The following is a 23,131-nucleotide window of genomic DNA, read 5'->3' as shown; positions in this document are numbered from 1 at the left end:
CTAAAAAACAAACATTTATTATGAAAGATTACTTAAAATTCATTAAAAGGGTAAAAGGAATTAAAAACCGCACTTCACCCCTAAAAGCGTTACTTATTGGTTTTATGCTTTTTAACTCCTGTAACGACAAAATTTCACTACCTGAAAATGAAGTAGAAATTTCAGGTTCACAAATGGATACCACAACTAGTGTAGCAACCTCCTTATCCTCCTATTCTTTGGTTGACTTGGAAAAAATTGCAAGCGATCTTGAAAAGCAAGGTTACGATGTTTCTAGTACGATGCAACAGATCAGGGAACAGAATCCTGTAAACCCTAAAGCTAGAACGACTGCATTAATTATACATTCCAAAAAAATAGTGGTGAAATTACCGAACCCTGCTAACCCTCTTGTAATGATGGATGTGTCGGCAGTTTTACTTTACCCACGTTTACACGCGCTGCTACACCAGAAACAGTTGATTGTAGCGACCCCAGGCACATATGTGATTAATAAATTAGCACCATCAAATCTATTCGGCAACTTATGGACCTTAAAGGGATCTGATTTAATCGACGGAATAGCGATAGCCCCTTATCTATTAAATGCGGGACTTCAGCCTGTATTAATTATTGACTACCCAGGTTTTGGCAGCTCTCATGGGCAATTACAGCATCCGTACTTAGACCAAAAAGTTATCGCCGTAAGCTCTATTAGATTAATCAGGGCCGCACAGAAAACCCTTAATCAGGATTTCGTAAAATTAGCGAGTGATGATTTAATTATAACCGGATATTCGCAGGGTGCCTTTTCTGCTACAGCTATTGCTCGAGAAATAGAGACAAACCGAGAGCATAAAGACCTATCCATTAAGCTAATTTCTGTAGGTGGAATTCCAGCCAACCTGACTAAGGTACTAGATTACTCCATAGCTAAGGATTATGCTGAAATTCCCTACTTTTTCCCGTATGGCCTTTGGGGATATAAAAAAGTAAGATATCCGAATATTCCTGTTGCCAAAATTATGAAAGAGCCCTATTACACCATGAGTTTTAATGATTTTAACGGGTATGGAGCTATAAATTATCCACAAAAACTATCGGCTATTTATACAGCAGATTTTTTGACGAACTATAAAACCAGTAATACCTACTCGGAAGTCAGAAGAGCACTTGACGAAAACAATATCAAACCATGGGTAAATAAGGCTCCCCTTTTTATGCTGCATGGAACAGCAGATGTAACAGTAGAATTTAAACAAGCAAAGAGTTTTGCACTCAAAATGAATGCTGCCGGAGGCAACGTGCACTTCGCCGAATACCCTGGGTTGAATCATTATAGCGGCGCAATTGCATATGTCGCAGCATTCAATTTACAATTAGCTTTAGCAAAATAGTAAACCTCCTAATTTAGGATGCTGTAAAGGGCATCCTAAATTAGAAAAATATTAAGGCTGACAGACCATCCTATTGTGCTCGGTAAAAAACAATTAAAGCTTCTCTCTGTTAAAAAAGTGGCTTATGTCGATAATAATTAAACTTTTTGTGGTATCCCTTGATTTTTAAAGCCTTTATTTTTGAAAAAAATTAGGAAAAAGATTTGTCCATCTCTTTTCCATTATTATCAAGGTATCACTTAGCACAAGCTACACACAAACTTATTTAACATATGAAAAAATTAGGATTACTACTATTTACTGCCAGCATCTTTTTAGGCTGTTCAAAGGATGACAAAAATGATATCCCACAAGTGGAAGGCTGTCTGGTTACAAAACTGACCATACTTCCTGCAGAAATCGACGACAGCAAATTTATCGCATCATTTAATTATGACCAATCAGGACGAATTAATGCTATAAAAAGCAATAGTATTGATAATGGAGAAAATGACGAGGTCCTCATCACTTTTAATTATACAGCCAATAAAATTACAGCAGTTTCAAAAGAGGCAGGCGATGAAGATGAAATTCTTGAATTTACGCTAGATGATAAAGGTCGTATTACTGCTGGAAAAGAAGTTAGAGAAAAAGGAGAATCTTTAGCATTCAACTTTACCTATAATCCCGCAGGACAACTTGAAAAAACGACTGAAACATATAATAACAAAATTTCAACAGAAGAATACCTCTACACAAATACGAATCTAACTTCCTTAAAAAATGCTTCGGGGAATTTTTCACTTAGCTATGACCTCACGAAGAAATATACACCATATAGCACGGTTACATCTCCTTACTCAACTTTTTCAGAATTTGAAAATATCCAACTATTAGTTTTTTTCTATGAAACTGGATTTTTAGGTAAAAAATCAACAAACCGTATCACATCAATAAAACATAATGATGGTTTAACAATTCCTTTCACCTATAAAGATGATGCGCAGGGAAATGCAACATCAATAACAACAATTGTAGAAAACACCCCTGTAATTCACTTATTAGAATACTATTGCAGATAGGCAAACTAGGATTTTATTGAAAAAGGTTAAAATGGTCGTCTTCAGATTGGAGGCGACCATTTTAACCTTTTGTACGAGGCAATCCTTTTTCATATAAAAGAATAAAACACACTCCCACCAGTAAGAATTAACAATTCTTAAGTCACCAACCTTAACACACTTATTATCATGAATAAAGCCAAGTTAATATTTTATTAAAAAAATAATCTATTAAATAGATAGATATTATATTTAATAACTATATTTGTTTCATCATTTCATAAATGACTTGATGGACAACGGAAACTTAGTCAACTGATCAACAGGAAGTTTTCCATATTTAGCAAACCGTAATATATTATCCCTTATGGAACAAAATCTACCAAAACCACTACAAGCAGAATTTCAATCTCTAGAATTCTTTGCCTTCCCACAAACTCATCTTTGCATCGCATCCATGCGAATGTGTTACTAGTCGCTACTGTAGAGCATCAAACTACAGATTACCTATTATCTTACGTATTTACAAGTAATCAATTGGCGTTGGCACTTGTTGTTTAATTATTAACTATTAATACATATCTAATGAAAAACACTAGAGTACACCTGTATTCTATCAGCTTTCTATTGCTTAATTTTTTGGTTTTCACTACAGCTACTTTTGCACAAGTAAAACCAATCGTTAATGCCTCCTTAGAAGGTAAAATAATAGATGCAATCACAAAAGAGCCTATCGAAGATGTAACCGTCCAACTGGATGCCGTTACGCATAGTGTGAAAACAGATGGACAAGGGAAGTTCCAATTTGTAACCGGACAAAAGCTACCGTTTAAGGTACGCATAAGCCACCTAAGCTACCTACCGCTAGCTTTAGTTATTGAAACCAGCCCGATCACCATTGAATTAACGCCCCTTTCCAAGGAGCTCGACGAGGTTGTCGTGACGGGTGTTGCACAAGGAACAAGCCGCAAGAAGCTATCTTTTGCTTTAACAAAAATAGACAATGAGCTGATTGGTACTGTGCCTTCTTTGGACGCTTCTACCAGCTTACGTGGCAAAGTAGCGGGCTTGCGCGTTAATCAGGCCGGCGGAAATGCCGGAGCCTCCGTTTACCTACGCGGTTCAAAATCTGTAACAGGCGAAATTGAACCTTTGATTGTCATCGATGGCTTTGTAACGTCGCTTCGTCTTTCGGATCTTAACCCCAATGACATCGAGACGATTGAGGTCGTAAAAGGTGCTGCAGCATCGGCCCTCTATGGAACACGTGGAGAGGGTGGTGTTATCCAGGTATTAACGAAGAATGGAAAGAAAGAAGGCAAACTAAATATCAACGTAGACAATGAATTGGGTTATTCCAGTTTGCTATTGTTGCCGCCATTATCTTACAATCACCACTTTAAAGTAAATCCCGACGGATCATTCTTATTGGTTAATGGCGCGCGCGTTATTGATTACAAAGAGAATGGTTACTCGGTCAATCTACATCCCTACAAAGACTATGTAGATAATACAAAAAACCTGCTAGGTAGAACAAGCTACTACACAAATTCCGCTTCTCTAGGTGCTAGCGGCGAAAAGTACAACATATTCTTATCTGCACAAAACCAAAACAAAGGCGGTGTTTCCCCCGTGGTTAGTGCTGACAAAAGACAAAATATTCTATTCAACTTAGGTTATAAAATAACACCTAAAATAACCGCGGACCTGACAACGCAGTACAGCTATTTCGATACACCTTCAAATGCGGTATCTAGCCGTTCCGAAGGCTTGCTATACTCCACTTTATTGGTTGAACCTTTTATCGATTTAAGCGAGAAAGATGCTTCAGGCAAATATGTTTATCTGCCTAAAGGGAGTAACTTATCAGGACAACAATGGACAAATCCATTTTATAGACTAAGCAACGAAGAGTACGCTTATCAAACGGAAAACTTACTCTTAGGTGGTAAGCTGAGATATGTAATCACCGATCATTTAAGTGCCGAAGGAGCATTATCCTTACAGACAAAACAGTACAACACGGAAGAATACTATCCGAAAGGCTACCAAACGATTGTTCCAGACATTGAGCTAAACAACGGTAACTACGCTTTAACGACACAACGTTCCAACAGCAAGAATGGCCAATTTCAAGTAAACTATAACCGCAAAACAGGAAAGGTAGACTGGGGATTAACGGCTAAGTATGTATACGAGTTCTCCTCAAAAACAGGATTTAATGCCTCAGGAAGAAACCTAACGGCTCCCGTAAAAAGCTTAAATGTGACCGAGCCGAGCACCCGTAATATCTCCTCTACTTGGGAAAAAACCGTTAACCATGGTTATTTCTTAAATGCGAAGATAGCATGGGCCGATAAAGTGTTTATTGACGCTTTGGGACGCCTAGATCAAAGTTCACGCTTTGGTCGCGATGTAGGTACGGCCTTCTTTCCACGTATCTCAGCAGCATACCGTCTTACAGAAGATCTGAACCTGAATCCAATCACCGAGTTGAAGCTCCGCGTAGCCTACGGTAAAGCGGGTAGCCTTCCACCATTCGGCGCTAAAGATAGCCGAGTACGCATCTCCAATACAGGCGGGGTTAGCTACACACAAAATGACAACACCAACCTAAAAAGAGCCATTACCGCAGAGACGGAGCTTGGTTTTGATGCGGTACTTTTCAAACGATTGAACGTGCAATTTAACTATGCATTTTCGAATAGTACCAACGACTTTATTTCCGTTCCTGCCTTCACACCTATTTCAGGGTCTGCAAATATTTATGACAACCTAGGAGCAGTGAAGTCGAACTCCTTAGAGTTGGAAGTAAATGGAAAAGTAATCGAGCAGAAAAAATTCTCCTGGACCTCAGGCCTAACATTCAGTAGAGTACGCAGCCGCATAACTTCCTTGGGCGATGTGCCTGAATTTACATCCAACGGCTATAGAAAGGCTGTGGGCGCAAGCACAACTGCAATCTATGGCTACAGCATCCACTCGGACCTTGGTCAGCTACAAACCAACCAGCAAGGTTTCGTTACCAATGCGGGTGATGGCACGAAGCGCATAGATGACTATGTTGTCAATGAGTTTGGCGTGGTTGTAGAAAAAGCGGCTTTAGGAAAAGCAAATGAAGCACCTGTATTTTATGTGAATGCCGCGACAGGTAACGCTAAGATTCTAGGAGATGCTAATCCTGATTTCTTAGTTGGCTTTAGCAACACATTTAACTACGGGCCTTTCTCTTTATACACGGTACTTGATTGGCAGCAAGGCGGACAGAAGTTTAACGAAACCGCACAGTACTTGACGTATGTATACCGTTCTGCATTCTCGGATGCTACAGCGGCAGCGGGAAAACCATTAAACTTCACCACCCAAGTGTTCAATGCATCGCAAGTAACAGACTACTGGATTGAGAAAACGACCTACTTGGCGCTACGTGAACTATCGTTATCCTACAAACTACCGACACAGAAGCTAGGCGTTGCCAAAATATTTAAAAATGCAAGCCTATCGCTTATCGGCCGCAACTTGTTCATCTGGACCAATTTTGAAGGTACTAACGTGGATGGTATCGGACAGGATGGCTTTAATTACCCTACCTACAGAATTATCTCGGGTAAATTAACCTTTAATTTTTAATGTAAAGCGTTTAGCACAAGACTATGAAAAAGATATTTTTAAGTATAGCAATTGCTGCGTCACTTACCTCGTGTGAGTCTATAGGTTTTGACGATCCGTCGACCTTAACCAACGAAGCAGCCATAGACAAAATAAAAAGCTTAGGCTATGTATTAACGACAAGTAGTATACAGACAGCCTTTAATACGACGACGAGCAATGCCGGAGGTTCCCACTTTAGCCTATGGGCCGATCAATCGACAAATACTAACGGTAGCCAATCGTGGTGGGATTTTGCCAATGAACCACGTATTCGCCTAAATAATAATGCAGCTTATCGCGGCTATGCTGCCGTGCGCGAGATTTATGCCAACTTCTATCAATCCAATTTGGATGCTACCAAGGTGATTGACATGATTGAAAACCAAAAAATAACCATCTACGATGATAAGGGTGCCGACCGCACACAAGACTGTCTAATAGGCGCCTACTATGCCAAAGGTGTTTCACAAGGCTATTTGGGTGTTATCTTTGACCGTGGTATTATCGTCGATGATACCAACCTGAAGTTGCGTGAATTTCCGCACTCCTACAAAGATCTTATTGCCAACGGCATCAAACATCTAGATAAAACATTACAGCTTGTTGAGGCTTCGCCGAATCTGAATTTTGACTTTCTGAAAGGCGTAACAATTTCGAAGGCCGATTTGGTGCTTCTCATCAACTCGCTTTCCGCACGTATCCTATCATCGGTTGCGCGCGATAAAGTGGAGGCTGAAGCATTGGGCGAACAGCACTGGAAAAAAGTACTAGACTATGCCAACAAAGGATTCACCAAAGATTACACCATCACCACTACGGTAGGTGGCTATTACAATGCGTTGGTGGATGTATTGGAAAGACCGTATGGTACGGCCTCTTATGTGCCGGCAGATATAAAAATTGCTTACCTAGCCGACAAAACAAAGAAAACACCAAACTTATACCCGCTCGACAACTCGGTTATTTTAGCGCCGATAGCATCGGATGATAAACGTTTTTATCAGTATTTCACCTACACGAGCAACTTCGGAATCCTACTGGAGGCACGCGGTAGAGGCTTGTTCAGCAACTACCTACGCTCGCGCTGGATGTATCCAAAGCAATCGACATTAAACGTAGCTGGAGCTATAAATCCGTATTTCTTAGCCGAGGAAACACGTTTACTACGTGCCGAGGCAAAATATTGGTTGAAAGACTATCAGGGTGCCGCAGCTGAACTAAACAACCCTACCGCAGCACGAAAACTTAAAGGGGGATTACCTGATATTGCGGCCTCTGCGAGTGTGTTGCGCGATGCGCTTCACTATGAGTATGCTATCGAGATTGATGGTGCTGGTGGAACTTTTGTGCCCTTCACCTTTATGCGTCGCAACGACCTCCTACAAGGTGGTACACCGACCCAATTCCCTATTCCGCAAGTTCAGCTAGAACTAATTGGCGAACCGGCCTACAGCTTCGGTGGGAAAGATGCCGCAGGTGAAAAAGGTAAATATGGCGAACTCGGTACCGCCAGAGACAACGGATGGAAGCCTTCCCTATAAATTAGGCTCTTCCAAAAAATAGACTAACCCTCCATTACATAGTGGCCTTTTGTTTTCTATGCGGCGATTAAGTGCAATCCTTAATCAAAGCAGGAAAGCAAAGGCCCTTTTTTATTAAAGTCCTTTCGCTATGCTAGGAAAACACATATACCTAGATGGTTGACGTCTCATTAGATATTAAAAGCAAAACAATCTGCACTTTGTTGCGTATTTAATTTTAAAACAGTAATATTACTGCAATTAAATAACCGAACATGTCTTTTGACATGCTGTAGGAGTCAAAAGGCTTTTACTTAACAATAAACCATTGTGCATCACCTTATAGGTTTTGTTACATGCTAAAAGAATAATTATGAAAAAGATGAGGTTTACACTTCTTATTTGTGTCTGTTTTCTTCTTGTCCAATCGACCTACGCTCAGTTTCGTACAGGCGCAGAGCAGACGGCAGCCTATGTGGGCTACCTTAAAGGAAAACGTGTCGGCATGGTGGTCAACAATTCTTCCAAAATAGGCGATAGCAGTACTGTTGACAGCCTTATCGCTTTGGGCGTTACTATTGTCAAGGTTTTTGGCCCGGAGCATGGTTTCCGTGGTGATGTGGGTGCTGGCGTTAAAGTATCTAATGAGATAGATCCTAAAACGGGAGTCAAAGTGGTATCCCTATATGGGAAGACGAAGAAGCCTACAAAGGAAATGCTATCCGACGTAGACATATTGGTTTATGACATCCAAGATATTGGCGTTCGTTATTTTACCTATATCGCGACCATGCATCGCGTTATGGAGGCCTGTGCGGAGCAAGGGAAAGAGTTAATTATCCTTGACCGCCCGAACCCTAACGGTTATTTTATTGATGGGCCAATCTTGGATATGGCTTACAAATCGGATATCGGGATGCACCCGGTTCCTATCACGCACGGGATGACCGTCGGCGAATATGCACAAATGATTAATGGTGAAGGCTGGCTTGCTAATGGCGTTCAGTGTAAAATCAAGGTTATTAAAATGCAGAACTATAGCCATGACATGCCTTACCTACCTCCTGTGAAAATGTCGCCAAACATCAACACAGCACAAGCGATACTCCTTTATCCAGCGACCTGTTTATTTGAAGGCACCATATTGAGTGAGGGTCGTGGTACCCAATATCCATTTACGGTAATAGGCAGCCCTGCCCTCAAAGGCATTTATTCGTTCTCGTTTACTCCTGTGAGCATTAAAGATATGAGCGCTACGCCGATTTACAAAGATCAAGTTTGTTACGGATTAGACTTGCGGAATGTTGATTTACAAAAGCTAAGAGCAGAGAAAAAGGTAAACCTTTCATGGCTTATTGAGACGTACAACAAGTACCCTAAAAAGGAAATTTTCTTTGACAACAAGCAAAGCAAGGAAATCGTACCTTTTGAGAAACTGGCTGGAGGCACCAAATTAAAAGAACAAATTGTAGCAGGCATGACTGCTGAGGAGATTCGCAAAAGTTGGGAACCAGACTTAGTAACCTACAAAAAAATGCGTCAGCAATACGTATTATATCCTTAAAAAAAGAACCGCCCTATCCTTTCGGATACGGCGGTCTCAACAAAAACCGATAAATAATTCTCCTGCGGCCAGGAGAGCTATTTACCAATTACAGGTTCGGGTTATTGTTTAATTCGTTTAGCGGTATCGGGAATAAGAAATAAGTGCTATTTGCCGTTATACTCTTACCATCCGGGAACTTCGTGATATAATGTCCAACGACGGATGCTGTTTTTCCGGCATCATCGATAAAAGTCTCATTTGTTTCACGACGAACAGGCGCTGTTTGTGTACGTAAGATATCATACAAACGGAAACCTTCACCCCACAACTCTTTACGGCGCTCCAGAAGTATCTCTTCCACAGCTGTTGTTTTATTGAAACTAGCCACGCTCAAATCAGGAAGGTTACGTTTACGTCTTAATTCATTCAGCAGGTCGATAGCACCCTTCACATCGTCTAGTCTAGCTTTACTTTCAGCTTCGATTAACAATTGCTCGGAAGCACGCATCAACACAATATGACCATCACGATTCGGGTGTTTATTTCTAAACTTACGGTATCGGTATGAACGATAGATAGCCTCTGCCGGCTGCTTAGCGATCTCAAATAGTGATTTGCGTACATCGCCATTAGTAAACAAACCGATAAAATTTGGATCCGGCACAATACTATTATAACCGAAGTATAAATTTACACCTTTAGCATCGGTCGCATAAGGCGTTGTCTCAATATAAGCTAAAAATGATGCTCCACCTAAGTTTTGCGTTTGTGTTTGGGGATGTCCCCAAATCCACTCTGAATTGCTGACATCGTTAAAGCCCTCGGTATATTGCGTAGCCGTCATAATAGGATAACCTACACGTGCTTTGTTAGCATAATCGCGCGCCTGTTCCCAGTTTTCTTGGGTGAGGTAGGTTCTTGCTAATAGGCCGTACACCACATTAAGATCGAGTCTATTTTTCACTTTACGTTTAAAGCCTGGCAACAGTTTTTCGGCCTCCTTCAGGTCGCCAATAATCTGGTCATAAACCTGCTTCACTGTCGATCGTGGCTTAGGCTCTGTTGTCGGTGTTGTAGGGTCGGTATAGATAGGAATAGCTTTTGCATTCGGATCTTTCACATAGGTAAACTGATACTGACGTACCAAGTTCAGGTAGTTCAAACCCCGCAAAGCATAGGCCTGCCCTTTCAGGTGCTTCAAGCTCTCTTTGCTGCTATCATCAATCTTAATATTTGCGATCAGGTTGTTGGCATGATCGATAGACTTATACTGCAAAGTCCAAAAGAAAAGCGCACGTCGTGTGCTGTTATCAAAAGGATCTTTATAGGGATAGGAGTCACGAAAACCGTAGCGTCCATCACGCGCAATAGCATCTTCCCCCATCACTTCGTGGGTCAAGAAAATCGCTGGAAGCCCAGGGTTATCTTGCGAGGTACTATTCTCCATCAGGAAGCGCAACGATCCATTTATAAAAGCATCGATATTACTCTCCGAGGAGAATACCTCGGGCGTAGTAATCTGCGTTGCTGGTGCTGTATCAAAGAAACTATCCCCACAAGACGAGAGTGTCAATAAGGGTAAGATAGCAGCTATATATTTAAATTTTAATTTCATCATTGAAACACATTAATGGGTTAAAAGGAAACATTAAGAACCAATGCATATGATTTCTGTGCTGGATAACGGTAGTAGGTAACACCACTTACTGCTTGTTCAGGATCCAAGCCCTGTGTTCCATAGAAAGTCAACAAGTTCTCGCCGACAAAGCGGACACGCACATCCGACAGCGACCATTTAGAAACCAAGTTGCGCGGAATGGTATAGCTGAAACTTAAGTTCTTCAAGCGGCCATAGCTTGCGCTACGTAGAAAACGCGTCGAAGGAATGGAAGTCCAAGAATCCGTTACATAGGCTAATCTAGGGAAGTCGGTATTTGGATTTTCTGGTGTCCATCTATTTAGCGCCTCTTTCGACCAGCTTCTACCTGGCGAAGAACCTACATGCATAATCATCGGTTGGTCACCATCAAATATTTTCCCACCTAAGCTATAGGAGAACAAGAAAGATAAATCAAATCCTTTATAGCTAAAGTTATTGCTAATACCTCCATATAAATCAGGCAAAGAGCTTCCTTGAAAATAAGGCGTTGCTTCCGTCTGGTTGGCTGTGGTCGTGCGTCCAGTAACGTTACCTTGCGCGTCCAACACATCTTTATACCAGGTAGCTTTACCATTTTCAGGGTTTACACCAGCCCACTCTTTGATAAAGAAGTCATAGATAGAACCTCCTTCGACCATCTTTTTCGTGTTACCATACTGCCCAATAGAACCCGTTAAGATTTCTTTCTGCGGAAGCTTGGTTATTTTATTTTTATAGTGCCCGAAGTTGGCCGTCACCGACCATCTGAAGTCTTTGTTACGAATAGGAATACCTGTAATCTGGCCATCGATACCTCGGTTACTCAAAGAGCCAATGTTGGCATCGATACCACTATAGCCTGTTGATGGAGAAAGCGGCTTTTGGAAGAGTAGGTCTTTCGACTGACGGTCGTACACATCAATCTGAGCAATCAATCGATTATTGAATAAGGCGATATCGGCTCCAATATTAAGGTTTAAGTTCGTCTCCCATTTTAATTCTGGTGTTGGCAAGTCGGAAGGCAACAGGCCTAGCTGATCCAAACTATTGTAGATAGAATAGAATCCGCCGTAGGCGTAATTTCCAACCCTATCGTTTCCTTGCGCCCCATAACTAGCACGTAAGTTCAAGTTATTAATGGTTGTCACATCACGCAAGAAAGACTCTTTCTTCACGTTCCATGCGGCCCCCAATGACCAGAAGTTACCCCAGCGCGACTGTTTACTGAAGCGAGAGGAACCATCTCTACGGTAGCTTGTCGAGAAGTGATAGCGATCTAGATAATCATAGTTCAACTGTCCCAACCAGCTGGACAGTTTATAGTCCGAAGAGGTACCATTAAAAACACCACTTACCGTTCCTGCGGAAGGCTCCGTTTTACCCAACACTTGAAAACCCGTACGGCTTCCCGATAGCGAAGAACTTCCTTGCACGTAAACCTCGGGTCCTGCTAATGCAGAAATATGATGTTGATTACCAAAGTTCGTGTCGTAGTTTAAAAAACTGTTTACCGTATAGTTTAATGCTCGACTGGAACTACGGCTTGCCGACCCAGCTCCTTCCGTCAGAACACCGGTCGTATAGTAAGAGTGCGAATAGCTATGTCCACTGGTCGTGCGGTAGTCGATATTGGCGGTTGATTTTAAAGACAACTTATCCGAGAAGGAGATCTTGATATTGGTACCCAACAGCACAGACTCATTATTTGTTCCGGAGATTGCATTTTCAGCACTTCCTAAGATATTGGAGCCGCTAGCTGCCGTTGTTGGTCGCCACAATCCATAATCCCATTTTTTATTACCCTGTTCATCCAAAATCAATGACCCATCTGGGTTGCGTTGGTAAACGGGATATAAATCGGATACTAAACGCTGGAAGTTGGCAAAGTTACCCGTGTTGCTATCACTCTGCGTTGGCGAACGCTGGAAACCCGATGACAAAGCGATATTTCCACCGGCCTCAAACCAAGAGTTTACCTTCGACTGCACATTGGTACGGAAATTATAACGGCTGAAATCGGCCGTACGAATCCACCCTTGCTCGTTCAGGTAACCACCCGAAATATAGTAACGCGTATTGGCACTACCGCCGCTTAGGCTAAGGTCATACTGCTGGCGAACACCACGTCTTGAAATAGCCTTGCCCCAGTCGTCGTTCCATAGCGGCGTTGCTCCCGCTACCAACTTACCATCTACACCTACAGGCTTCGGAAAGTTAGGTCCAAAAATATTGACCTTTAGGGCACCATCTACGAGGTAATCTGTCGCATATTGTGCCGCAACGGCTGCCGATTTACCTTGATCTAGCTGCGTATTACGAATGGCTTCCCATTGCAATTCATAATACTCTTGCTGTGATAGGTATTCATAATCTTTAACAGCACGCCCCGTAAAACCATAGTTTGCCGAGAAATTTACGGAGGTCTTACTATTTAATTCACCCGATTTGGTCGTCACAACGATTACCCCATTGGCACCACGCGAACCATACAGCGCGCTGGCGGTTGCATCTTTCAATACGGAAATGGAAAGGATATCTTTAGGATTCAAGTTGTTCGCATTCGCTCCCGGAATACCATCGACCACATAGAGTGGTGCTGTTGATGCATTCACAGAACCTACACCACGGACGAACAAGTCGGCATCACTACCTGGCTGTCCTGCGGAAGCAATAGACTGCAATCCAGGCACCGTACCTTGCAAGGCTTTACCGATGGTGGTTATCTGTAGGTTATCTAATTCTCTACCGCTAACGGTGGAAACAGAACCTGTGTAACTTGACTTCTTCGCTGTCGTATAACCGACAACAACGGTTTCTTCTAATGCATTCTCAATAGGCTCCAACTGAATAACGACAGGAGAAGTACTGATGACTAAGGTTTTACTTTCGTAACCAACGAAAGATATAGTAACCGTAAACGGCAATTTCTGTCCCGTCACGAATTGGAACTTACCAAATTTATCGGTCGTAACCTGATGGGTTACATCTTTCAAACTTAGGGTAGCTCCCGAAAGTGAACGTCCCGTGGCAGCATCCTGCACCACTCCGCTGAGCACCGCATTAATAATAGGTTTCGCCTGCTCTTGTGCATGGGTAGGTGTAATCACCCCGCCGCCCGAGAGCAAGAGAAGAAAGTAAAACAGACTTGTTTTTTTCATCGTCTTTACTATTTTTTAGGTTGTATTTAAGGAATAAGCAACGCTTTGAAGCGCGCTTATTCACCATATATTTCTTTTAATTTCTCCTGCAGCTCTTCGCCTTTGATATTACGAGCGACGATAACGCCATGCTCATCAATAAGCAAGTTGCTCGGGATAAAACGTACCCCATAAAGTGCTGCTGCCTCGGTATCCCAGAATGCTAAATCAGACACTTGTGCCCAATCAAGGCCATCATCTTTAATGGCTTTCACCCAGCTTGCTTTATCCTTATCTAAGGAGACACCAAACACGGTAAAGCCTTTGTTTTTATACTTTTGGAAAGCCGCTACTACGTTTGGATTCTCTCGACGACATGGTCCACACCAAGCAGCCCAGAAATCAAGAAGTACATAGCCCTTACCTAGGTGGTCACTGAAACGAACGGTATTTCCATTAGGATCTTTAGACACAAAGTCCAAAGCTTTCTTGCCTGGCAATACAGCTCTTTGCTTTTGAATCAAGTCTTTCAAGATGCTCACATACTGCGTTTGCTGCAATGAAGGGTCTAACAACTTGATATGTGCTTCCAGCTCATCTGGTGATAGATTGTACGAATAGTTGCGGAACAAGGTGTAAGCGGCAACGATAGATTTTGGGTCTGTCTCGATAAACTCTTTAGCCGTTTGTTTACGCTGCTCTTTGCTGGAGCTTTCAAAGTAGGCCTGTGCTTTTGACCCTTTGACCTCTGCACGTCCACCTTTTTCACCCCATTGGATAGCTACTTCTATCGGGGCATCCTCGAGAAACACCTGCACAGGATAGCCGTCGCCTGTCAGTTTCAACCCATAAAGCTCAGGCAATTGAACCTTCGTTGCGAAGCTAAAACGACCATTCTTCACGAGCGTAGAGTCTACGGTTTTGAATATTTTATTATCATATTGTTGAAGGTAAATTATACCATCTTTTGCGCCTGTTACTGTTCCTTTTAAGCGTAAAGGAGCGACTTTTTGTGCCGATGCTTGTACAACGAATAGTAGCATCAAGGCTGCGAATCCTATTAGTTTATTTTTCATATTATCCTTACTTATACTTGTTTATACGTTTGTTTTTTATCTTCTTCCTCCTGATTGAATCGTTTGCCCTAAGAAAACAGCATTGAAGAAACTGCGTGCATTTCCAAAGGATATCCCGCGGAATAGCGGATCCTCAACAAAATAGACAATGCTACCACTGCCACTACTTTCCACCAAAATGCTAGCGGTACCTTCCAATTTCTTTTGATTTTCCTTTGAAGCATATCCATTTAGCAGGGGTGCTTTTGTATAGATCGCGACATTATTATAGGGCTGGTCGCCAAGCTCTACAAAGAGGTTGTGACTACGGTAAACGGGCTTACTTTTTTGTGTAAAACCATAGCCTATAGGGTGTGTACGGTCTATTTCAGTATTGAAATAGGTGCCTCCAATACGCTTAGTACCTTCTCTTCCTTGTGCAGAAGCATATTCATAGCGTTCCTTCGACTTAGCTTCTTTACCTTCTTTGGCCTCTTTAGCGTCAGCACGCTCAGCACGGGCGCTTTGAAATTTGAAGGATGCTACTTTCTGTTCAGCAAGCCATTCGCCGGTGCGTCCGACAGCAATTAAGGTTCCTCCTTTTCGTACCCATGCTTGAATACGGTCAACAGCAGGCTTCCCTAAAGCGGAATACTCGCCGCTCACCAACACCAATACTTGATAATCATCGAGGTTCACACGGTTAAACTGTTCGACATTCACGCGTAATAAAGACTGCTCTAGCTGACGCTCGAAAGCATACCACACCTCACCCGCTTCGTAAGCGCTCACACCATTACCGGTCAACAACAGTGCATTTTGAGGCTTCAGCGCCTTAAATCCGCTACTTCCTAAATCTATACCTTTACTGCTATAGCCTGTCGTCGTCGCTGTGATAGCGATATCGCCACGTTTATTTAGGTCTTGCAAAACCGCAAATAAAGCATCCGCAGAAATTGACTGTCCACTCACAGGAATCAATAGGGTCCCATAATCAAATGCTAAAGGCTTCCCTTGGTCTAAAACTTCAAACTGACTGCTTGATGATTTAACGATGATTCCTTTTTGTAGCAATTGCGACAAAAACCAAGGAGCTCCTTCTTGACGCCAATCAACAAGGTAAGCGTAGTCACTTCTACTTACTGCGGGAGCGACAACTTTCGCTGCCGGTTGGTTGCTTTCACCTTTATCCAAATCTTGTTTTATTCCAGCATAAGGAAAGCCGTAGAGGTAAGCAATGGAATTGCCTGACCCATCATAAAATACGCTGTCCACATACTCTTTAGCTTCGTCGAAGATGACCTTCACGAGGCGGTAGTTGGCTTGCGCTGTCGGAATAATAATGGATGATCCTTTTTCAAAATCTTTACCATCTACTTTACGATCGCGCGTATTTTCGGCATATTGAATTTGATGCTGATCCAATAATTCTTTGAAATTCGCTGCGGTACGGTCTCTATATTTTAAGTCGACGAGATATCCTTTTACAGGATCTTTAGCCGCTAACTCAAAAGCCGAACGGAAGAACTTCAGCTGGTTGTCTTGCAGCTTATCTCGATGATCTACGGACGCCGTAATGCTAGCTAAAGCGATTCTAAAATGGTTACGAATGGCCAAAGGATAGGTCAGATCGCCATTGCTGGTGGTTTGAAATAAACCACGCGGGCTTGCTTGTTCAAAGAGAATACCCAAGCTTCCCGCATGGTCAGGATAGGTTGATCCGTATGTTGGGTTAATGTTATCGAATTGTTCTTTAGTGAAGTAAAAAGAGCCAATCTCATTCAATGCTTTTGCATAATAGGTTGCGAAAAGCTCGTTCAGTTGAAAGGTACTTTTAGGTACTAAAGGAGACTCTTGTGCTTCTGGTTTTGTCGGTTCAAAGAAGAAAGAGGAAGCAGCGCCCATCTCGTGGAAATCTCCCTGAAAATGAGGCAACCATGATTGGAAATAACGAACACGAGCTTTACTTTCTGGATGTACTTGATTTACCCAGTCGCGGTTTAAATCAAACCAATAGTGGTTTGTGCGTCCTCCGGGCCATACCTCATTATGTTCGCGATCTAACGCGCTACCATTGGGCGGGAAAGCACTATTGGAATTTACCCATGTTATATAGCGGTCATAGCCATCTGGGTTACGCACAGGATCTACAAAGAAAATGGCCTTATCAAGCTCTTCTTTCACCTTTGGATCTTCGGATGCAGCGAGGTAATAGGCTGTCAAGATGGATGCCTCAGCTGCCGAACTTTCATTACCATGCACGCTAAAGCCTAAAAATACCAAGCCTTTCTGGTCTGTTGCACTAGCCGCTTGATTATTTTTAGCACGGTTGATCGTTTCAATATGCTGTTGACGAATTTGATCAGCTTTGCTGATATTTTCTGGTGAAGATACCTTCAGCACCACTAAAGGTCTACCCTCCCAGGTATAGCCTAGGGTATCTATCTTCACACGGTTAGAGCTCTTCGCTAGCGCCTGGAAGTAATTCAGTATTTGGTCATAACGGGTATGGCTATGTCCAATTTGACGTTTAAAAAATTGACTAGGTGTAGGCACCGCAGCCGAAAAACGGCTGTTCGCCGGAAAGTAATAATCTCTCTCTAAGTTTAATGCGGATGCTCCAGTTTTTAATTCTGCAGGTGTTGAACCTACCTGAGCTAGGGCAATAAGGGTGCTGCTCCATAGAAAAACAGGCAACACCAAGTATTGTAAAAATACCGTGTATTTTTTCATGCGGATGAATATTTAATAAATGAATACAGGCAAGTACTTGACTTGCTTCAGGATAGGCACATAGAAAGCTAAGCTAACTGAAGTACCTTAATGAATGGAGGTGGTATTTAAGCGCAGCAGCGCATTCGACACGACAGGGAGATACGTCGTATTCCTTTTATAAAAAATAGAGTAGTCAAGGTTGAATTTTCTGATTTCATAGTAGCTGTCTTCTGTTAGATTAATTCGTTGCCAACGCCAATTGATAAACGATTCGTATGCAAATATATAACATATCACTATAAATACTACAGGAATAGTAGTCTTTTTTTAACTTTTTTTGACATCTCTTAATTAATAGCGCCTTTTTAGCTTATAAACCCCATTTATTAACCTAATAAATTATTCCCAAGCAAGCTCCGTTATCTGTAAAATGTTAGCCCAGAGCAGTATTGTCAGCCTAGGTTTAGGCTCTTCCTTATTCAACATTGTACCCAGACTCCTCTCCCCCATCCGATGATGAGTAAGAAAAAACAGGATAAGGGACTTGATTCTCATCGACTTCCAGTATCTTTGCGCTCAACTATTTTTTTGACATGAAATTATTAAAAGACCGCATCTTAAAGGATGGCAAAAGCTTTGCAGGTGGAATATTAAAGGTCGATAGCTTTATCAATCACCAGATGGATCCGATTTTAATGAAATCCATAGGCGTTGAGTTTGTTCGTCGTTTTGGCCATTTGCCGATTAATAAAATTGTAACGATTGAAGCTAGTGGTATTGCGCCGGCGATTATGCTAGGCTATCTACTAGAGCTGCCTGTTGTTTTTGTTAAAAAGGCAGTCCCTAAGACGATGGAAAATATGTTGACATCATCGGTATACTCTTACACGAAAGATAAAACGTATGATATCTGCGTAAGTCGTGATTTCCTAACCCCTGATGATAAAGTTGTATTTATCGATGACTTCTTAGCCAATGGTAACGCTTCTATTGGTGTGGCTGACTTGGTACAAAAAGCTGGTGCCGAACTTTTAGGCATGGGCTTTATCATTGAGAAGTCTTTCCAACAAGGTAGCGAGCGCCTTCGCGAACTAAATATTCCGATTGAATCTTTAGCACGCATCAAAGCGTTGGGCGACAACCTAATTGAATTTGAAGAGAACTAGATATACTGCTGCATAGGAGGCATAAAAAAAGCATCAACCCCAAAGGATTGATGCTTTTTTTATGTGTAGGAATTTACTTTCCTATCGACCAGTGGATAGCATTGCTAAACATGGTGGTAAAGTCTTTCGATGCAAATAAAGAGCCGCTATGACCGATTAAGAAATATACGTTGCGTGCTTTAACGCGTGGATTGCTCCAAATCACGGGATGATCGCCCATCTTGATGTCGGAAGGAGGCTGGTAGCTATCTTCATCTACGCGCGCCAACACATGTGTTTTTTCTCGCGGACTTTTATCGAAGGTATAAAATTCATCGTTGGGAATTAGGAAATGTGGGTTCACTCCTTTCATCACAGGATGTTTTGTATCTTCTACATAAACTGTTGCCGAGGCAGTCTTAGCGATATAATTTTTAAAGCGAACACCGCCTAAAAAATCGGAAAACCACTGCCATAGCGGGTACCCATCAAACTCGCCTAAAAGACCAGCATGGTGAAAACCTACCCATCCACCTTTACCCTTCTCGATATAATCTATAAAAGCATCTTCCGCTTCTTTCGACCAGGTATATGGCGGATAGTCCAACTGGATGATGGTCTTAAACTGGGCTAAATACTCTTTAGTAATCTTCTTGGGGTTATTGATTTCTTCAATTTGGAAACCGTCCTTTTCTCCAGTTTTACGTAACCACTCCAATGCGGTATCTGTGAAGGAAGCGTGCTGACCACCGCGTTCGGTGAGCACTAACACTTTTGTTTGTGCCTGTGCTATAGTCAATAGGCTAGCCATGAAAAGGCAGACCAACACAAGGTAGCGGAAAGAAAGACCGTCCTTTCCGATGCTTAATAATCGTTTTGTGAACATCTATATGCGTTTATATTTTTTAAAATTCTGCTGTTAAGGAGAGCCACTTTCCTGCGGTTGTCATCCACACCTCTTTGTATGTAGCGTTGTTCGCTTGTGGCCAATATGGCACATCTTCGTTATAACGAGTCTGAATACCGACAGGCATTTCGCCAACCATCTCTCCTGGCAATGGGCAATATTGCTGTGCAAAGTTAGCGCCCTCTCCATAGATTAATGACTGTCCAAAAGGATTTTTACCTACCGTCCAGTATAGCTGTTCACGGCCAATCTGCAATAGCTCCTCGTTCTTCAAATACTTACCAACGATAGTCGCCGCCTTACCATGGCTGAGGTGAATGGCAGCATTACCACGGAATGAAAACCATACCGGAAAACGTTTTAAATAATACTCATTATCCAATTGCACCCCTTGTTTCAACTGGTCAGCATAATCATCTTTCGCTTTTGCTCCCGCAAAGAGATGCTGTCTATTGAAGCTCAAGGAATCTTTAGCCTCATCGATATGATAAACACCTGCTGGCGCCATACCATAAGGTGCGGTATACTTCATAATCTTGGTTAGGTAATCACCATACGACTGCAAGGATTCACGCCAAGCATGCTGACGTGCATGATTGGGCTGTCCTTCGGCAAGGGCGACCAATGCCTGCGCATATACCTGCTCGCGCGATTGGTGATTGGCATGAACGACTACTTTCTGCTGCTTATCACGGTAGAAGAATCCTTTCAGTCCATCAGCATCGGCCAGCGGTGTTTTGCGCTGTGCCAACAACACTTCTTCCATAAAGTCTACAGCATGTTGTGCATACTTTGGATCTTTGGTCAACTTATACAATAAGCTGGCCGCCCAAGAGGCTGTCGCCATAAATTGACTCTCGGAAGTATTGTAGCTATGCTCCCAAAAAATTGGAAAATGATCGTATCCTTTTTCTTTCCACTTGGCCAAGGCGAAATCGAAATCTTCTATGGCTACTTTACGTAATTTTTCCGCTAGCGCGGGATCTTTACCGACACTCATCGCTCCATATGCTTCATAGCCCGAGAATAAGAAATTGTCGAAAGGACTATCATGCACACGCGCTTTCATATCGTCCATATTACCAATAAGGCCATCCGTCCATATCACAATGCCGACACTACTCGCTCGGTATCCCTTACCCAAACGGGTCTTCAAGACAAAGTCTAAGCCCCACTCTGCTTCTTCCAATAGACGTAGGTAAAGGGCTGGGTTTTCATCTTTAACTTTATTGGCCATTTCTAGCAAAGCAAATACCACATCACCCGTTTGCAAACTCTGCTGCGATAAATCGCCTGCATCATGCCATCCGCCGTTGTAGGCTAGACGTAGCCCTTCATGTGTAGCACCAATATCGGCATGGCAAGAGCCATGTTTTTCCGAAACAGGATGCCCACAGCGCTCGCAGAAAATAAAGTTCAACACGCGCCATACGGAGTTTTCCCAGATATTAGCACCGATGCTAAAAGGCTCCGTGCGGCTATTGCCAACACTAAGCAAATACTGCCCCGCAGTAGAAAAAGCGGAAAAATCTAATACCTGATAACTACCAATACTTGTTTTTGCCGTCGTAACCTTTCCTTCGTAGGCCACTGTACCATCGCTCGCTCGCAGGAGTTTAAATACTTTCGCCTTTTCGCTATCATCACTTAGCAGGGCTGTTTTCAACCCTTGCTGATCATAGCCCGAAGAGGAATAGATAATGCGGTTGGGAACAGGCTGCCACCCCAGCATACGCTCGGGTTGTTCTATTTGTTGGAGTTCGACTCCTTCGATAAAGAAATTCAACGAGTCGCCTGTAGTGCGATCTTTACCAAAACCAGGTACACCAAAGGCAATACGCGTAATCTTATCACGTGGCAAGTCGCCAATTTCTAGGTAGCAGGTATTCCATTCGCGATTGACTAAATTAATTTCGTGTGTCCCTTCGCGATAATATTCATCAGGAATCTTCTGCTTACCATCGTTGTAATAGTGTAAGTTTAAGTGGATATTTCGCCCTCCTTCACAATCGGGATAAATACGAAAAACAATACGGTTGTACTTCTCCCAATTTTCTCCGCCTACCTCAAATACCGCAGAAGCGCCGCCATAGTTGGCGTAGTCGCCATCAGCAGGAGCCCCAGGAGCCCATTCTTTACGCACCGTTGGCACTTGCAGCTTTATGCTTCCTTGGCTCGATTGCGCATGCTGTTTCTCCAGAAATATTTTACCTACACCCTGCTGACGCCAGTTTTTGAAGTCTGTAATTCCTTTTGGCTGATAGCGCTGTAGGACCTTCTTTTTCCATCCTAAATTTTCCAAGGAAAGCACCGTGTCTAAAGGGAGCGGTCGATGCAAAATACCCGTTTGCCAGATTTCTTCATTCAGCTTGGGATCTTTGGTCAACTTTGGTGTCTGCGCTAACCCCAGTTGGAGCAAGAATAGCGATGCAATACTGGTGGATAAGATTTTAAATCGATTCATCTTTTTTATTTTGCATTAAATGGAGCTTTGAATTCTTTTCTAAAAGTCTGAATACCGTCGGAAGGAAAATCCTTAGGCACGGGTTGTGTCACCTGTCCTGTTGCGGCCCATTCACATCCACGCAACAGTGTCACTTGAAAACCGGTACATTCCATGGCATAGCGTAGTTCAGGATCGTTCCCGACATGGCCCATAACCGTTACGAACGTGCGTCCTTTACCGTAGTTTACAGTCCACATTATAGGGTCTTCACGTCCATCATTACGTGAATCTGTATCGTCTATCGTTGTTGCTAGAATTTCCATATGCTGACCCGGCCCACGCAACCTTGTATATAGCTCATCTTTAAAATGGCTCCATAATGGAGGTAATCCTTTCAAGATGGGATGTTCCATCTTTTTATGGCGTACGGTGAACGGATGTTGCAGGCCATGATGCCCCGCAGACCCCGGACTATAGTCATATACGATACGGTCATTTTTATAATACACATAAGGGCCTACACGCTCATCGCGACCATCCCAAGCACCCAATGCGGTCATTTTATTATACGCAGGCCAATCGGCCATCGGCACAATAGCGGAATGGATGACGACAAGGGCACCACCATTCTCCATGTATTGCTCCATATCGCGCTGGGTATCTTTAGGCCATGTTGTTCCGCCATAATTTACAATCACCAAATCAAAGCGCTTAAAGGTTGGTCGGAAGCCCGAAATATCTTGTCCTAGAGGAGGCGTAATTGCTACCTCTACACTAAAACGGTCACTATTTTCCAATATTTTCTGAATAGCATCGGTACTACCCTTCCACCAGTGGTTTCCATCTTGCCCGGTCACGATTAGCGCTTTAAGCTTTTGCTGCGCCAAGGCAGGCATAAGCTGCAGGAAAAATAAGCCCACAAAGAGCCATATGTATCTTAATTTCATGTCTATT

At 42.6% G+C, this 23,131-nt stretch carries 13 protein-coding genes; 6 read left to right on the top strand and 7 right to left on the bottom strand.

What is annotated here, in order from left to right; genetic code table 11:
- The first annotated feature begins 20 nt into the window (after positions 1-20).
- The 5 genes from WH223_RS13645 to WH223_RS13625 all read left to right on the top strand — a co-directional run bounded on the left by WH223_RS13645 (position 21) and on the right by WH223_RS13625 (position 9,151).
- Positions 21-1,376 (top strand): alpha/beta hydrolase family protein, encoded by a 1,356-nt coding sequence (locus WH223_RS13645; protein ID WP_340048284.1) that lies wholly within the window; start codon positions 21-23, stop codon positions 1,374-1,376.
- 272 nt (positions 1,377-1,648) lie between these two features.
- On the top strand, positions 1,649-2,437 hold the full coding sequence (locus WH223_RS13640; protein ID WP_340048283.1) for a DUF4595 domain-containing protein: 789 nt from the start codon (positions 1,649-1,651) through the stop codon (positions 2,435-2,437).
- 564 nt (positions 2,438-3,001) lie between these two features.
- The gene (locus WH223_RS13635) at positions 3,002-6,046 is read left to right on the top strand and encodes a SusC/RagA family TonB-linked outer membrane protein (RefSeq protein ID WP_340048282.1); all 3,045 of its coding nucleotides are present in this window, start codon (positions 3,002-3,004) and stop codon (positions 6,044-6,046) included.
- Positions 6,047-6,069: 23 nt separating this feature from the next.
- Entirely contained in the window at positions 6,070-7,608 is a 1,539-nt protein-coding gene (locus WH223_RS13630) for a hypothetical protein (protein WP_340048281.1), read from the top strand.
- A gap of 352 nt (positions 7,609-7,960) precedes the next feature.
- Positions 7,961-9,151, top strand: coding sequence for an exo-beta-N-acetylmuramidase NamZ family protein (locus WH223_RS13625; RefSeq protein WP_340048280.1), 1,191 nt, complete (start codon positions 7,961-7,963; stop codon positions 9,149-9,151).
- Between the two features lie 88 nt (positions 9,152-9,239).
- On the opposite strand, the gene WH223_RS13620 is transcribed toward WH223_RS13625, so the two are convergent.
- The 4 genes from WH223_RS13620 to WH223_RS13605 are packed head-to-tail and all read right to left on the bottom strand — an operon-like array spanning position 9,240 to position 17,697.
- Entirely contained in the window at positions 9,240-10,751 is a 1,512-nt protein-coding gene (locus WH223_RS13620) for a RagB/SusD family nutrient uptake outer membrane protein (RefSeq protein ID WP_340048279.1), read from the bottom strand.
- Positions 10,752-10,768: 17 nt separating this feature from the next.
- The gene (locus WH223_RS13615) at positions 10,769-13,930 is read right to left on the bottom strand and encodes a SusC/RagA family TonB-linked outer membrane protein (RefSeq protein WP_340048278.1); all 3,162 of its coding nucleotides are present in this window, start codon (positions 13,928-13,930) and stop codon (positions 10,769-10,771) included.
- Positions 13,931-13,986: 56 nt separating this feature from the next.
- Positions 13,987-14,985 (bottom strand): TlpA disulfide reductase family protein, encoded by a 999-nt coding sequence (locus WH223_RS13610; protein ID WP_340048277.1) that lies wholly within the window; start codon positions 14,983-14,985, stop codon positions 13,987-13,989.
- Positions 14,986-15,021: 36 nt separating this feature from the next.
- Positions 15,022-17,697, bottom strand: coding sequence for a M14 family metallopeptidase (locus WH223_RS13605; protein WP_340048276.1), 2,676 nt, complete (start codon positions 17,695-17,697; stop codon positions 15,022-15,024).
- 575 nt (positions 17,698-18,272) lie between these two features.
- On the opposite strand from WH223_RS13605, the gene xpt reads away from it, so the two are divergent.
- Entirely contained in the window at positions 18,273-18,845 is a 573-nt protein-coding gene (xpt, locus tag WH223_RS13600; protein WP_340048275.1) for a xanthine phosphoribosyltransferase, read from the top strand.
- 73 nt (positions 18,846-18,918) lie between these two features.
- Here the strand turns inward: xpt and WH223_RS13595 are convergent, their stop codons facing one another.
- Genes WH223_RS13595 through WH223_RS13585 form a run of 3 tightly spaced genes read right to left on the bottom strand, consistent with a single transcriptional unit; the run spans position 18,919 to position 23,124 of the window.
- On the bottom strand, positions 18,919-19,710 hold the full coding sequence (locus WH223_RS13595; protein ID WP_340048274.1) for a ThuA domain-containing protein: 792 nt from the start codon (positions 19,708-19,710) through the stop codon (positions 18,919-18,921).
- 19 nt (positions 19,711-19,729) lie between these two features.
- Positions 19,730-22,195: a glycoside hydrolase family 9 protein gene (locus WH223_RS13590; protein ID WP_340048273.1), complete on the bottom strand. Its 2,466-nt coding sequence runs from the start codon at positions 22,193-22,195 to the stop codon at positions 19,730-19,732.
- Between the two features lie 5 nt (positions 22,196-22,200).
- Positions 22,201-23,124, bottom strand: a complete 924-nt coding sequence (locus WH223_RS13585; RefSeq protein WP_340048272.1) for a ThuA domain-containing protein — start codon at positions 23,122-23,124, stop codon at positions 22,201-22,203.
- Between the last annotated feature and the right edge of the window lie 7 nt (positions 23,125-23,131).

The sequence above is a fragment of the Sphingobacterium sp. MYb382 genome (assembly GCF_037572665.1).
Taxonomy (GTDB): domain Bacteria; phylum Bacteroidota; class Bacteroidia; order Sphingobacteriales; family Sphingobacteriaceae; genus Sphingobacterium.
Note: the sequence above shows the minus strand (reverse complement) of the source record. Positions and strands in the feature narration are given on the sequence as shown.